Origin of the sequence: Ruminococcus sp. RTP21484sp1_RTP21277st1_D2_RTP21277_210401, assembly GCF_040924225.1 — a bacterium.
Taxonomy (GTDB): Bacteria; Bacillota; Clostridia; order Lachnospirales; family Lachnospiraceae; genus Blautia_A; species Blautia_A faecis.
Genome location: NZ_JBCOMJ010000003.1, coordinates 55,092 through 69,463, shown reverse-complemented (window position 1 = coordinate 69,463; position 14,372 = coordinate 55,092). Strand labels below are relative to the sequence as shown.

17 protein-coding genes are annotated in these 14,372 nt (G+C 33.9%); all 17 read left to right on the top strand.

Features of this window, described 5'->3' with window-relative positions; translation table 11 throughout:
• Position 1: 1 nt before the first annotated feature.
• The 17 genes from AB5706_RS02640 (at position 2) to AB5706_RS02560 (ending at position 14,371) form a co-directional block, all read left to right on the top strand.
• On the top strand, positions 2–1,036 hold the full coding sequence (locus AB5706_RS02640; RefSeq protein WP_368365740.1) for a DNA polymerase beta superfamily protein: 1,035 nt from the start codon (positions 2–4) through the stop codon (positions 1,034–1,036).
• A 2-nt stretch (positions 1,037–1,038) separates the two neighbouring features.
• Positions 1,039–3,666: a cation-translocating P-type ATPase gene (locus AB5706_RS02635; RefSeq protein WP_368365739.1), complete on the top strand. Its 2,628-nt coding sequence runs from the start codon at positions 1,039–1,041 to the stop codon at positions 3,664–3,666.
• A 172-nt stretch (positions 3,667–3,838) separates the two neighbouring features.
• Positions 3,839–4,603 (top strand): VWA domain-containing protein, encoded by a 765-nt coding sequence (locus tag AB5706_RS02630; protein ID WP_368365738.1) that lies wholly within the window; start codon positions 3,839–3,841, stop codon positions 4,601–4,603.
• Between the two features lie 23 nt (positions 4,604–4,626).
• Positions 4,627–5,385 (top strand): TerD family protein, encoded by a 759-nt coding sequence (locus tag AB5706_RS02625; protein ID WP_368365737.1) that lies wholly within the window; start codon positions 4,627–4,629, stop codon positions 5,383–5,385.
• Positions 5,386–5,387: 2 nt separating this feature from the next.
• Positions 5,388–6,131: a PspA/IM30 family protein gene (locus tag AB5706_RS02620; RefSeq protein ID WP_368365736.1), complete on the top strand. Its 744-nt coding sequence runs from the start codon at positions 5,388–5,390 to the stop codon at positions 6,129–6,131.
• A gap of 380 nt (positions 6,132–6,511) precedes the next feature.
• Positions 6,512–7,891 carry a CCA tRNA nucleotidyltransferase gene (locus AB5706_RS02615; RefSeq protein WP_368365735.1) on the top strand — a complete coding sequence of 460 codons (1,380 nt, stop codon included), beginning with the start codon at positions 6,512–6,514 and terminating at the stop codon, positions 7,889–7,891.
• A 168-nt stretch (positions 7,892–8,059) separates the two neighbouring features.
• Entirely contained in the window at positions 8,060–8,725 is a 666-nt protein-coding gene (locus AB5706_RS02610; protein ID WP_368365734.1) for a phosphoesterase, read from the top strand.
• A complete protein-coding gene (locus tag AB5706_RS02605) occupies positions 8,722–9,849 on the top strand; it encodes a hypothetical protein (RefSeq protein WP_368365733.1) in 1,128 nt (375 codons plus the stop codon). The genes AB5706_RS02610 and AB5706_RS02605 overlap by 4 nt, the downstream gene beginning before the upstream one ends.
• An 18-nt stretch (positions 9,850–9,867) precedes the next feature.
• Positions 9,868–10,284 (top strand): hypothetical protein, encoded by a 417-nt coding sequence (locus AB5706_RS02600; RefSeq protein ID WP_368365732.1) that lies wholly within the window; start codon positions 9,868–9,870, stop codon positions 10,282–10,284.
• A 59-nt stretch (positions 10,285–10,343) separates the two neighbouring features.
• On the top strand, positions 10,344–10,508 hold the full coding sequence (locus AB5706_RS02595; RefSeq protein WP_313720971.1) for a hypothetical protein: 165 nt from the start codon (positions 10,344–10,346) through the stop codon (positions 10,506–10,508).
• Between the two features lie 14 nt (positions 10,509–10,522).
• Positions 10,523–10,741, top strand: a complete 219-nt coding sequence (locus AB5706_RS02590; protein ID WP_313720973.1) for a hypothetical protein — start codon at positions 10,523–10,525, stop codon at positions 10,739–10,741.
• A 1-nt stretch (position 10,742) separates the two neighbouring features.
• Positions 10,743–10,898, top strand: coding sequence for a hypothetical protein (locus AB5706_RS02585; protein ID WP_313720975.1), 156 nt, complete (start codon positions 10,743–10,745; stop codon positions 10,896–10,898).
• A gap of 52 nt (positions 10,899–10,950) precedes the next feature.
• Positions 10,951–11,202, top strand: coding sequence for a hypothetical protein (locus tag AB5706_RS02580; protein ID WP_313720976.1), 252 nt, complete (start codon positions 10,951–10,953; stop codon positions 11,200–11,202).
• A 13-nt stretch (positions 11,203–11,215) separates the two neighbouring features.
• Entirely contained in the window at positions 11,216–11,464 is a 249-nt protein-coding gene (locus tag AB5706_RS02575; RefSeq protein WP_368365731.1) for a hypothetical protein, read from the top strand.
• Positions 11,461–11,820: a hypothetical protein gene (locus AB5706_RS02570; RefSeq protein ID WP_368365729.1), complete on the top strand. Its 360-nt coding sequence runs from the start codon at positions 11,461–11,463 to the stop codon at positions 11,818–11,820. Before AB5706_RS02575 ends, AB5706_RS02570 begins: the two co-directional genes overlap by 4 nt.
• 139 nt (positions 11,821–11,959) lie before the next feature.
• Positions 11,960–13,279 (top strand): IS200/IS605 family accessory protein TnpB-related protein, encoded by a 1,320-nt coding sequence (locus AB5706_RS02565; RefSeq protein WP_368365728.1) that lies wholly within the window; start codon positions 11,960–11,962, stop codon positions 13,277–13,279.
• A 315-nt stretch (positions 13,280–13,594) separates the two neighbouring features.
• Positions 13,595–14,371 carry a TIGR02452 family protein gene (locus tag AB5706_RS02560; RefSeq protein WP_118582429.1) on the top strand — a complete coding sequence of 259 codons (777 nt, stop codon included), beginning with the start codon at positions 13,595–13,597 and terminating at the stop codon, positions 14,369–14,371.
• Position 14,372 lies beyond the last annotated feature (1 nt).

Genomic DNA, 14,372 nt, shown 5'->3' with positions numbered 1-14,372 from the left:
TATGACGATTGAAGAGATTAAGAAAAAAGTAGCTGGTCCGGACTATGATTTTCTGAGAAATAATGAACACCTTGGCTCCAACATTATTTTGTTGGGGCTAGGTGGAAGCTATAGCTATGGAACTCAAAAATCTGATGGAACGAGTGATCTGGATTTGAGAGGAATTTGCTTAAATAAAAAACATGAAATTCTCACTAATCAGAATTTTGAACAATTTATCAACGAGGATACAGATACAACTATTTATGCATTTAATAAGATTGTTTATCTTATGGCAGCTTGTAACCCTAACGTTATTGAGTTAGGAGGGCTTAAACCAGAACATTATTTATACATTCATCCAATTGGACAAGAAATATTAAATAATGCACATCTGTTTTTATCTAAAAGGGCAATTCATTCATTTGGTGGTTATGCCTCGCAACAATTAAGAAGAACAAATAGTAAGGCAGCTCGTTTAGTAGGACAAACAGAACGTGAGAAACATATTTTAAACTCTATTAATAACGCTTATTACACATTCCCAGAGAAATATTTTTCATTTCCAGAGGATTCTATCAAGCTTTATATTGATAAATCTCATCAAGAAGATTTTGATACAGAGATTTATATGGATATTAATCTGAAGCATTATCCATTACGTGACTATAAGTCTATGTGGTCCGAAATGAATAATATTGTTAAAGATTACTCGAAAATTGGTAAGCGTAATAAACATGCGGTAGAGCATGGAAAGTTGTCGAAACACATGATGCACCTGGTTCGCCTGTACTATATGTGTTTTGATATTTTGGAAAATGAGAAAATTATTACATACAGAGAAAAAGAACATGATTTGTTGATGGACATTAGAAACGGTAAATATTTGGATGAAAACAAACAGCCAATTCCAGAATTCTTTGAGATGGTGGACGAATTAGAGAAGAGACTAAAATATGATGCAGAAAATACATCACTTCCAGACAGTCCGGATTATAAGAAAATCAATGAGTTTGTTATGTCTGTAAACGAAAGAATTGTGAAAGGAGAAATTTAATTTTGTACGGTTTAAAAAGTAGTGAAGTAGAAAAGCAGAGAGAAAAGTATGGTAGCAATAAACTGCCAGAGAAAAAATTGAAAACAGGGTTTCAGTTCTTTATGGAAACATTTGAAGGTCACATAAATCAGATTCTTTTAGCAATGATGATTGTATTTACAGTTATTGCAGTGTTTGGACAGGGATCTTATTCAGAACCGATTGGTGTTGCAGTAGTATTATTGGCAATCGCATTGTTAGGAATGAACACCGGACTGAAAAGCCAGAAAAGTGCAAAAGAATTGAAAGACAGAACTTCGATTCATTATTGTAATGTAATCCGTGATGGAAAGGTTGAGCATATCAACTCAAATGATTTGGTTGTCGGTGATCTGGTTATCATTCAGTCCGGAGAAGCCATTCATGCAGATGGTTATCTGGTAGAAGGAAATGTAAAAGTTGACAACTCTGTATTGAATGGGGAATCAGATCCTTGTAAAAAAACAGCATGGGACAAAGAAGATTCACCTATCGCATTTGGTGGTCAGAGAAAAGCGGATTCAAGTGATTATACAAATTCTTACGCACTGTTTTCCGGAACAATGGTAACAGACGGAGAAGGAAAGATGATCGTAACCAATGTTGGTGTTGATACAGTAAACGGTCAGACGATTTCAACAATTGATGAAATCGAAGAGACGAAGACTTCTCTGGAAATCCAGTTAGAAGATCTTGCAGGACAAATTAGCAAATTTGGGTATATCGGAGCTTCAATCATTGTTGTAGCACTGATTATTACCAATATTATTCAGTACGGTGGTATCGCAGAATATTTTGGAATGGGTTGGATTGGTATTTTGAAGAATATTCTTACCATTGCAGTAACTGCGCTTACTATTATTGTTGCAGCAGTACCAGAAGGACTACCGCTGATTATTAACCTTATTACAGCACAAAATGCGAAGGTAATGATTAAACATAACGTGCTTGCGAAACATACAAATAAGATCCCGGAAGCAGGTAATATTCAGTTACTTTGTACCGATAAGACAGGAACGCTTACAGTTGGGAAACTTGTTCCAGTAGAGAATGTAATGGGTGATAAAAATGAAGTACCGAAAGATTCAGTAATTGAAAATATGTTTAAGTTAAACGTAGCGTTAAATAGTAGTGCTATGTATGATGAGAATAAAAATATTGTTGGTGGTAATGCTACAGAACGTGCATTGTTTACAATGATTTCAGATAGAGAGTATAAAGAATTTACGGATTCTGTAGAAGTCACAAACAGAAAAATTTTCAATAGTGCAAATAAATTCAGTGCTGTTGAAACAAGTGGAAAAGATGGCAAAGTTACATATTATAAAGGTGCACCGGAGAAATTGATTGACGCAGCAGTATCTTATGAAACTGTAGAAGGTGTTCAGCCAATCGAAAGAGATAAACTGAAAGATATTGTAAAATCATACGCCACAAAAGCAATGCGAGTAATCGCAACAGGTTACAGCAAAAAAGAATTACCAGAAGAAGGATTTCCGGATGATTTAATTCTTACTTCTTTGGTTGCCATTCGTGATGATGTTCGCCCAGAAGTACCAGAAGCGGTTTCAAAAATGCATGGAGCTGGTGTTCAGGTTATGATGGTAACTGGCGATGTCATTGATACAGCAAAAGCTATTGCAAAAGACGCTGGACTGATTACAAGCGAATCTGATATTGCAATGTCAGCTATTGACTTTGATGCATTGTCAGACGAAGAGGCAAAAGAAAAACTTCCTTATATTAAAGTTATTGCTAGAGCAACACCAAACACTAAACTTAGAATTGTACGTTTAGCTCAAGAACTTGGTTTATGTGTTGGTATGACAGGAGATGGGACTAACGATGCTCCAGCATTGAAAGCAGCAGATGTTGGATTCTCAATGGGATCTGGAACAGACGTATGTAAGGAAGCTGGCGACATTATTATCACAGATGATAACTTCGTATCTATTACAGATGCAGTTCTTTTGGGAAGAACATTTATGCATAATGTTATGAAGTTCTTGAAATTTCAGTTACCTATCAATGTTGGTCTAGTACTTCTCAGTATCTTATATCCAATTATTATTTCTGTGGAAGCAATTGCTGCAGTGCAGATTCTTGTAATTAACATTGTTATGGACTCTCTTAATTCCCTTTCCTTTGGTGGAGAACCTGCGAAAGATGAATATATGAAAGAAAAGCCTATTCCAAAAGGATCAAAACTTCTTTCAAAAGAAACTATTGGACAAATTGCAGTATCAGTTGTGGCATTTATTGGAATCTTCGGAATTACTTTATTGCCACCAGTACAGAAAATTTTCGGAAACAATGAGTCTGTTTATGCTACAGTCAGATTCGCACTGCTTATTATGATGGCAACATTTAATGGATTTAATATCAGAACGGACGGATTCAATCTGTTTAAGGGTATTAGTAAAAATAAACTTTTCATCGAAATTGCAGTTGTAATTTTTGCCTTAACATTTGTTCTGGCACAGTTTGGTGGAGATATTATGGGATGTACAGCAATGACGCTTATGCAGTGGGGTGTAACAGTTGGTCTGGCGTTTATGATTGTTCCAATTGATTTAGTACGAAAAGCTGTTATAAAAATTAAAAGAAAGTAGAAGTAGGGTATATGGATAAAGAATATAAAATTGTTGAAAATATAACTCTTATTTGTTATTCAATTAGTTTAATACTTGTATGTATAACAAAATTTGTTCCATTTATATTTTTTACCTTATTAACATACCCTATATCATTAAAAATATTAAAAAAATAAAAGGAGAAAAAACTATGGGATTTTTTGGAAAATTGTTTGGTAAGAAAGATGATGTAGAAGAGGTGGCGGTCTCAACCGCTGCTAAATCTACAGAAAAAACTGAAACACAAGCTACTTTTACAATTGATATGTCTAAAGAGCATTTAAATAATGTTCTAATTGATATGTCCAAGGGTAGCAAGATTGATATGACTAAACATACCGCTAGAGTCGCATTAGCTATGGACTATTCAGGCAGTATGGATTGGCTTTTTGATAATGGTTCTGTACAGAAAACTGTATCAAGACTTCTTCCAATCGCTCTTAGATTTGATGATAATGGCGAACTTGAGAGCTGGTTATTCTCAAATGGATGCAAACGTTTAAAGGCTGTTACAGAGAGTAATTATTCAAATTACGTAAAAAAGGTTATGAAAAAGTCTGGTATGTATATGGGTGGAACAGAATACGCACCTGTATTGGATGAAGTTGTTACATATTATAAAGACATTGAGCCAAGTGAGATTCCTGCGTTTGTAATTTTTATTACAGATGGTGACAACTCCGATCATGGAGCAACAGACAAGATTGTACGTGAGCTTTCTAAGTATAACATTTTCGTGCAGTTTATCGGAATTGGTGACGACAATTTCAGTTACCTCAAAAAACTTGACAAACTTGATGGAAGAGAGGCAGACAATACAGGTTTCACTTCTGTAGAAGATATGGATAAGATGACAGATGAAGAACTTTATACAGAGATTCTTCGTCAGTACAAAGATTGGCTGAATAATAAATAATTTCAAAAGAGGAGAATAAAACTATGGAAGTTATTAATATGAACAAAACGCCAAAAATTAATATGGCGAAAGAAAATGGTGAGAGTGTAAGTAAACTTTTTGTTGGACTTAGATGGGATAAAAATAGATTTTCTAATGAAAAGGAAGCAGATCTTGATGTTGTAGGATTCCTTACAGATGAAAATAGAAAATGTAAATTCCCAAGTGATCTTGTAAACCACCAGAATACAGATAATTATGGCACAACTTGGGATTGGTGTGAATTATCTGAGGATAATATGGACGGAGATGATTCAAAGGGAATTACATTTTCTGGTGAGCATTATGACGAGTATATGATTATTGACACTGATAAAATTCCAGCTGATAGATCAGATTTTTATATCTGCATGACAATTTATCGCGCAATACAGAGACTACAGAGATTCGATATGATTGATAATGTACAAATGCACATTTATGATTATAATGCTCCAGATAAATTTAAAGCAACATTTGATCTTTCTGAAGATGAGAAGTTTTCAAGTCTTAATGCAGTAGAATTAGGAAGATTATATAGATATAACGGTAAATTCAAATTTCAGGCACTTGGAAGAGGATATATTAATGGAGCTTCAGAACTTTTTAAAACATTTGGATTTAACATTGATGAGGGAAAAGATTTGGAACTGAAACATTACGTGGACAGATATGAAGAATTTTATTATAATCCAGAGACTGGAGAATGCTATGAAGATCCAGACGGAAAACGTAAAATTGAAGGAAAGGTATTTAGAGGATAATTATGAAAATTACATTCGGTGCAGTTTTATTAGTTATTGTCGTATTAGCAATTTTATTTTTCTTCTTGAGAACAAAAACAGGTAAAAGATTAAAGCTTAGAGCGTCCGGAACGGCTGCAGAAGTAATTAGCAAAGATGCTTCTACGCCTGAAGGTGCAAAAGCTTATTATAATGTCGCAATCGAAAAGAAAGAAGAAGATTTGGCAAAAGCTAATGTTATTTATACACAGATGCTTGGAAAAATTTCAAACTACGAGGATCAGATTCGTGGATATAAAAAAGATCTTATGAAAACTGAAATTAATATCAATTCTTGTGTTGAGAAAAACGATGACGAAGGTGCAAAAGTTTATCTTAAAGAGCAGCAGGATTTAGAAGAAAAGGTTGCGATTATTAAAGATGCTCTTACTGGATTGAAAGAAAATGCAAAGCTTCAGGAAGAAACTGTAAAGGGTATTCGGACACAGTTATCTGATCTGAAAGCAGAAAAAGATAATGCTGTTTTAACACTTGAAACAGTCCAGGTGACAAAATCACTACAGGCAACAACAGGAGTATCATATGCCGAAGAAGATAAGATGCTTGAAAAAGTGCGTGATGGTGTTAAAAAACAGAAAGAGGCAGCTGATGGTACAAAAATTGCTTATGAAAATTCCGCATCAGTGCAGAAGCAGCGTCTTGATCAGAAAATGAAAGATGAAGAAATTGAGAAAAAATTAGCTGAATTAAAAGCTAGAAAGAAATAGAAATAATAAATAGTGGAATGTTGGCTTAGAAGCAGCCATCATCTAAGGAGTAGGGCTTTAAGTCTAAAGGTATGAAAAACTTCAATCGAAGATAAACGAGTAAGAGAATAGGATGTAAAGAGTTATGATACGTCACCCCTTAACAGGTAAGGATAAGTCCCCTTTTGGCGTAATAGCACACCACTATTAATATTTTAGATGCATTTAAAAATTAAGTCGTGCAGTGGCAGAATGGATATATGCGTATAATAATGCTTTATTTACAAAATTATGCATATTATAATGGCGAATTTATGTCAATAAACAAAATTGATCAAATTTGCTTATATAGGGTTCAAATCCCTATCTGCACATTAAATCTTAAAGAAAGGAGAGTAAAAATGATAGAGGGTATTGTATTACCAGAGTCCGTAAAATCTATATTTTACGTGCTTAATCGTAACGGTTACGAAGCCTATATTGTAGGTGGAGCAGTGCGTAATTCTTTTATAGGATTACCTGTGCACGACTGGGATATCTGCACAAACGCCTTGCCGGAAGACGTATGTAAATTGTTCCGTAGCAAAGGATTTCGTGTAGTAGAAACAGGCTTGCAGCATGGTACTGTAACTGTCATGGTAAATTGTCGTGGATACGAAATAACAACTTATAGAACTGATGGAAAATATACTGATAGTCGCCATCCAGATTCTGTGAAGTTTGTTGGAAATATTCATGAAGATTTAGCAAGGCGTGATTTTACAATGAATGCGATTGCCTACAATGACGATGATGGATTTATTGATCCGTTCAATGGACTAAAAGATATTGAGAATAAAATTATCCGATGTGTAGGTGTACCTATTGATAGATTCACAGAAGATCCGTTGCGTATCATGAGAGCTGTAAGGTTTGCTGCTCAATTGGGATTCCACATTGAAAACTATACCAATATTGCAATGGTACAAACAAACGATGGTCTGAGTAAAATTTCTGCAGAAAGAATACAGTCAGAGCTGTGTAAGATTCTTATTTCAGATCATCCTGAATACGTACTTAATTATTATATTGATATTTCTCCGGCAATCCCTGAGTTAAGTAAGATAATGGGATGCTCCCAGAATAATATGTATCACATTTACGATGTATGGAATCACACCAGATTCGCATTAACAGCTTGTAGAATACATGAATTAGAGACCAGACTTGCTATCTTACTTCATGATATTGGTAAACCAGAATCAAAAACAGCAGATCGAGGGATTGAGCACTTCTATGGACATGCTGTTAAAAGTGCAGAAATTGCTGACTCACTACTTCGTAGACTTAAATTTTCTAATGAAATCAGAGAATCCGTAGTCGAACTTGTGGCAAGCCATGATATGACAATTATACCAAAACAAAATAAGATTAAAAAATATCTGAATAAACTTGGTGAAGCACAACTTAGAAGACTGTTAGATGTAAGATTCTGCGATATTATGGCTCACAATCCATATTACGCTAAAGAGCGTTTATGGGAAACATTTCGTGCAGAAGAAGTATTAAATGAAGTTCTGGAAGAAGAGAAGTGTTTTACCATAAAGGATTTGGCTATCAATGGGAAGGATATTATGGAGCTTGGAGTTAAAGAAGGTCCAGATGTTGGAAAATGGCTCAACTATGCATTGGAAGAAGTAATTAATGACAAGTTGGATAATGACAAAGAAGATATTCTAAACAATATTGATGCTAAATTATATACAGAAAGAGAAGAAGGTAATGACGAGGAAATGCCCTAAATGTGGTCAATATATGAGTTCTACAATTAAATACGATTATGGATACCATATTGTTGTGCATGAGTGTTCGTGTGGATATTCTGAGTTGCAAGAGTGGATGAAATATAGCGACAAACTAAATTATGATAATGTTACAAAAACTTGTAAAGATTCAATCGGAGGTATTTAATGAGATTTTATATTGCAGATAATCATTTCCATCATTCACGAATAAATGATGCTATGGATAAACGTGGCTTCGAATCATTGGAAACTATGCATGATTATATGATTAAACAGTGGAATTCTGTAGTAAGAAAAAATGATGAAGTTGTTATCCTGGGTGATTTTTCACTTGGCAAAGGTGAGCAAACTAACGAAATACTTCGCAAACTAAATGGGAAGAAGTTTTTAGTGAATGGTGGACATGATAAGTTTCTACAAGATAAGAAATTTGATCAGTCACTATTTCAATGGATTAAACCTTATGCAGAAATGCATGATGATGGAAGAAAAGTAGTCTTATGTCACTATCCAATATTCTGTTACAATGGACAGTTCCGTATTGATAAAGATGGCAAACCTATTACATGGATGCTGCATGGACACACTCATCTTACTGAAGATCAGGAATTAGTGGAGCAGTTCAAAGACATAACGAGAAGTACATTACGTAAATCAAAATATGATGATGAACCAAAAACAATTCCTGTTCAAATGATTGACTGTTTCTGTATGTTATCTGATTATAAGCCACTTACATTGGATCAGTGGATTGAGATGGAGCAAAGCGGTGTTATCAAGGATTTGATTGACAAGCAATGGTATTACGATGATAAGAGGAAAACTGAATGAGTATTTATATTCCTGAGAAGATTAAAGTAGGGTATCAAAACAGAAATGATACTTACACTAAGAAGCTTGCTTACGTAATCTATTATGATGAAAAAGGTAAGCTTCGTAAAGAAACAAGCTGGAATAGCTGGAGAGATGAAAAAATTGAACCAGATGATTTTGATAATGAACCAACTAGAGGATTTGTATTAAATAAAAAGGTTGGCGGTGATAGATATGGTTGGAATCCTAGACAGACATATACTAGAGTGTATGATCCTAGGGGATTTGAATTTGAGATTACTATTCCAAATTTACTGTTCATTTTAGAACACTGTGATTGTCTAAAAGGTAAGGGTTTGGATGGAGAATTTGTATATGGATGGGACGGAAAGGAATTAGTTCTGATTCCTGTAGATTCACCAGATTACAAAGAGATAAAGAAGCATACAGATAAAATTCAAAATGGGAAGAGATTTAAAGGTAAGGATCTTATTATTGGAGCCACATATCTAACAAAAAATGAAGAGAAATGGGTATACATGGGTAGGTTCGATAAATGGGAGAAGCTTACAAATTGTTTTAGAAAAGGTTGGCGTTGGTCGTTAAATGATAAGGACGGAAAGTGGGAATTTGATTTAGATGACACATGGACATTGATGCCAAATGATAAAAACACTGCATACAAGCATGTGAATAAAGGTAAATATTACTGGTTTCGTTCAGTTGATAACAACAATTATATTTCATTTCAAAGATATTGTTTTGAGACACGAAAAAATATTGGTGATATTTTGATTGATTGTGTAGATGAAAAGCCATCACAGAATTATGCAGAATATTTCGATGATCTTGAAAATAACCATTTTAATTATAACCCAATTAATTTTACATCTGAAACATTACTTGATTTACCATACGATAAATTTATTGAGCGCATAAAGAAATACAAGTATACAAGTTTCTTAAACAGCTATTACGAAGAAATAAAAGTAATTGATAAAGGTAATGGAACATATTTATGTCAAAATAAAGAATATCTGCCATCAGAATTATATGAAAAGATAAAACCAAAATATAATATATATCAGCATATTGATGGCAAAGAGTTCCATAATTATTATAACAATTATTTATATTATTAAAAAGAAAGGATAAAAATTATGTCAACAAAAAATGATGAAATGATTTTACAGCTTAAGAAAAAAGTGGAAGAGCAGAAAGCAGAGCTTGCGAAATTGCCGAGAACATTACAGGCTGAGACATCAACAGTGCTTAGACAGGATGTAGACAATTTAAACTTACGTGTAATGAGCGTTGAGCAGCTTAAGTTACTAAAAGTAAAATTACATACTTATGCTATGGCTGCAGCTGATCTTAAAATTGGGATTGATGAAGTGGTTATTTCAGGGTACTCAATTGATAAATGGATGCATGATATTGATACGCAGATTTCCGTATTAACTAGAGCTGAAAAAGAGAAAAAATTAAAAGAGACAGAAGCAACATTGAACAGAATGTTATCTGATGATAAACGTACTGAACTTGAGCTTCAGGAGTTGGCAAAGATGCTTGGATAAAAATTTTTTTATTCATTATGCTATTTGTTATAAAACGACTATTTTATAAAGGATTAGTTATGACAGAAGATACATTTAAAATTGCCGAGCAGATTAAAAAAGATATACAAATTTTAAAACAGTCATCAATTAGTAAGTGTGTATCAATTAGAACATATGATAAATGGGTGAATTGGGTGAATGCTACAATTGCTGAATTGGAAAAAGAATTTAAAAATTTATAAAAAGGAGATAAATCATGACAAAGAAAAATGCATGGAACAAAGTTTATGAGGAAACAGAGAAAACTTACAAGGTGAAAGGTGAAGATGGTAAATGGACAAAGGTTACTGAAAATGTGGTTGTCCTTGCACAGCCTGGAATGAAACCTGGTAAAAAAGAGATTGCTTTTGGAAGAGCTATTAAGAAAATTAAAACAGAGAAACCAAAGATATTTACTGGCGATTGGACAAAATAAAATGGATAAAAAGGAATTACATAATAATATTATTTATGCTTTAACAGCAGCTGATAGTGTCATTGAATCTATTAATATCTTAAGCGAATGCGGTATTTACATTGATAAAACTGAACCGTTTAAAGATGTTTTAGAGAAAATTTATGAAGTTTGGTAATACATAATAATCTGGTCTGCCTTAACCGGTGGACCAGAGAAATGGAGAAGATATGATAATAATTAAAACATTTATTATGTTGCTTTTATGTGTAGTATTTCCGATTTGCTTATTTACATGGATATTAGCAATGATCTGGATGCTTACACCATTTGCTCTATTGAAAAGATTATGTCATGACTTTTTAGGTTGGCACAAGCCAAGTGGAATGTATCATCATTTTTCAAAAGGTGTTCGGAAGAAATGTAAAATTTGCGGATGCGATATTGTATCTGATGGAGCCGGTGGTTGGAGAAAATGGTAAAAGGATGGAGCTTATGATTAAAAATAAGGATTATGAGGTTTTATACGCATTAAGAGATAAAAAAACTAAAGAAATTGTTAGAGCAACAAAATGTAAAGGTGGCTCATTTTATAAAAACCGATATATGTGCGAAAAACGCTGCACTCAGTTTAACGATGTACATAAATTAGCAAATTGTACAAATGATTTTGAATATGAAGTCGGTGAATATGCTGTTGTAGATATTGAAAAATATAAAGAATTAATTGGAGAAAAGCAGTGATTTACATAACAGGAGATACGCATGGTGATGTAACAAGACTAAGTATGGATAATTTTCCAGAGCAGAAAACGTTTACCGATCAAAATGAAAATTATGTAATTATTTGTGGTGACTTCGGATTGGTTTGGAACTATTTAGCCGAAACACCTTCAGAGAAGTATTGGCTTAAGTGGCTTGAAAATAAAAAGTTTACAACTCTTTTTGTTGATGGTAATCACGATTGTCATCCTAGACTGGCAGACTATCCTGTAAAAGAATGGAATGGTGGACTGGTACATGAAATTAGACCACATGTACTTCATCTAATGAGAGGTCAAGTTTTTAATATTAATGATTTTAGAGGCGCACATTCATGACTTTAGTCATGAGTTAGCCGCTTCTCTCACTTTAAAAAAGTTTTCGTTGATGAGTCCATTAGATAGACTGTGTATGGAAATTAGTTATTACTCATAATCTGACAATTATATGTATCAACGTAGAAAGGAGGTCTGCTGTATGACGATATATTCTACTTACAAAGTTAAAATTAAGCATTATAATCATATCTTTAAAGATACTATTTCTGTATATCGTGCTGCAGTAGATTACCTGATACATGTTTGTATTGAAGACTGGGACAATATCACCTCATACGAAAAACCACTTGAAAAACAACGATTCGTAGAGACACTGATTCATAAGACGAAAGACAATCCAAATGTGGCTTATGATTTCGATGTCCATTTTTACAAGTTTCCATGTTATTTACGCCGAGGAGCTATCAGTGAAGCAATTGGTAAGGTATCATCTTATAAAAGCAACTTTGCAAGCTGGAAAGCTAATCCGCAGGGGGAAGCTCCTTCGGTTCCAAAAGCTGGATATATCTACCCATCTATGTATCGTACAAATATGTACGAGCAAACAGGGACTTACCAAGCGCAAATCAAGGTTCATATCCGCAACACCTGGGATTGGATCACCGTTAACCTTAGAAAGTCAGATATAGACTATATCAATCGCCATTGTTCAACGAGAAAGCAATGCGCTCCAACACTTCAAAAACGTGGGAAAGAGTGGTTTTTGGATTTTCCGTTTGAGGAGAAAGCTAAACTTTGCGATACAGATGTTGATAAACAAACCATACTTGCTGTGGATCTTGGTATCAATACCGCAGCTACGATTAGTGTAATGAGATCCGATGGCACTATTCTTGGGAGATATTTCTGTCACCTCAATAAAGAAATAGACCATCTGATACATAGTATTAATCGTATTAAAAAGGCACAACAACATCATAACTGTAAAACCCCTCGTTTATGGTCAAGAACAAAAGGCATCAACCACGATATTTCTGTTAAAACAGCACAATTTATCACAGATATAGCTGTTCTTTATAATGTAGATATTATCGTCTTTGAATACCTAGACCGCAACGGCAAACTTCGTGGGTCCAAAAAGCAAAAGCTGCATATGTGGCGTAGTCAGGAAGTACAAGCTATTGTTATAAACAAGGTTCACCGCTTAGGTATGCGAATTAGAAGAATTTGCGCCTGGGGTACAAGCAAGTTTGCTTATGACGATAGTGGCATGGTTTTACGAGGTAAAGACGCAGATCTTGCAACTTATAGCGTCTGTAAATTTACTAACGGTAAAATATACAACTGCGATTTATCTGCATCCTATAATATAGGAGCCAGGTATTTCATCAGAGAAATATTAAAATCCTTAGATGAGAGTCTAAGGTTGGACATTGAGGCAAAAGTTCCTCGATGCTCTAAGAGAAGCACCTGTACCTTATCCACACTCATTAGTCTGAATGCGGCACTAGCAGCGTAATGCTAGTTAGTAACTGAGTTTAGACTGTATCTATGGAAAGGCAATCCGATTCCCCTAAAGGGAAACTGTATATCAAATATACAGCATTAGGAAGCACGCGACTTAAGTCGTGTGAGGCTTCACTATATAATTACACATGACTGTACCTCAAGTACAAAAGCTTTGTATAGCCATGGAGCTTTTAAGACAGACGAGTTAAATGCATATTTTATATAAATGTGAATTCAAGAAGTGGTTCTTTGGACACTTACATGGTGATAAACAGATAAATGACAAAGAAATTTTATTATATCACCAGATTGTGAGGATTTGGTAATGGGATATTGGGATAGAAAAAATGAGTTAAAGAAAAAGGCAAATGCCCACACAAATAAAATGGAAGAGTTATATAGTTTGGAAATTACTGAGTGTGTAAACAATACAAAAGTATATGATCAAGGATTTTATTGTAAAAAAGAATGCGATAGTAAACCGGATTTTCATCAGAAAATCACTGTAGAAGACATGGATAGCGTACAGGCAATATTTTCTTATGAAAATACAGGTAAAACAGCAGTTCTTAATTTTGCAAGCTATAAAAATCCAGGTGGAAAATTTTTAGATGGTTCATCTGCACAGGAAGAAATGCTTTGCCATAGTTCCTTCTTATATAATGTATTATCTGAATTTGATGAAGATTATTATGAATTCAATAGAATGACTAAGAACTTCGCATTATATACAAATCGTGCGTTATATAATCCTGATGTTTTATTCATAAGAGATGATGAAGAAATTTATGTAGATGTTATTACTTGTGCAGCACCAAACAAAACTGCAGCTCAAAAATATTGTGGTAAATCTGATTTCGATTGTAATTCTGTAATGGTTGATCGTATACATTTTATGTTTGATATTGCAAAAGAAGAGGAAGTTAATACATTAATTCTTGGCGCATGGGGATGTGGTGTATTTGGTAATGATGCAGAATTTGTTGCGAATAGTTTCAAAAAAGAATTAGAAGAATATTATGCAGATACTTTTGAGAATATTATATTTGCGATTCCTGGCGGTACGAACTATATGGTATTCAAGAGGGTATTTGGTAAATAAA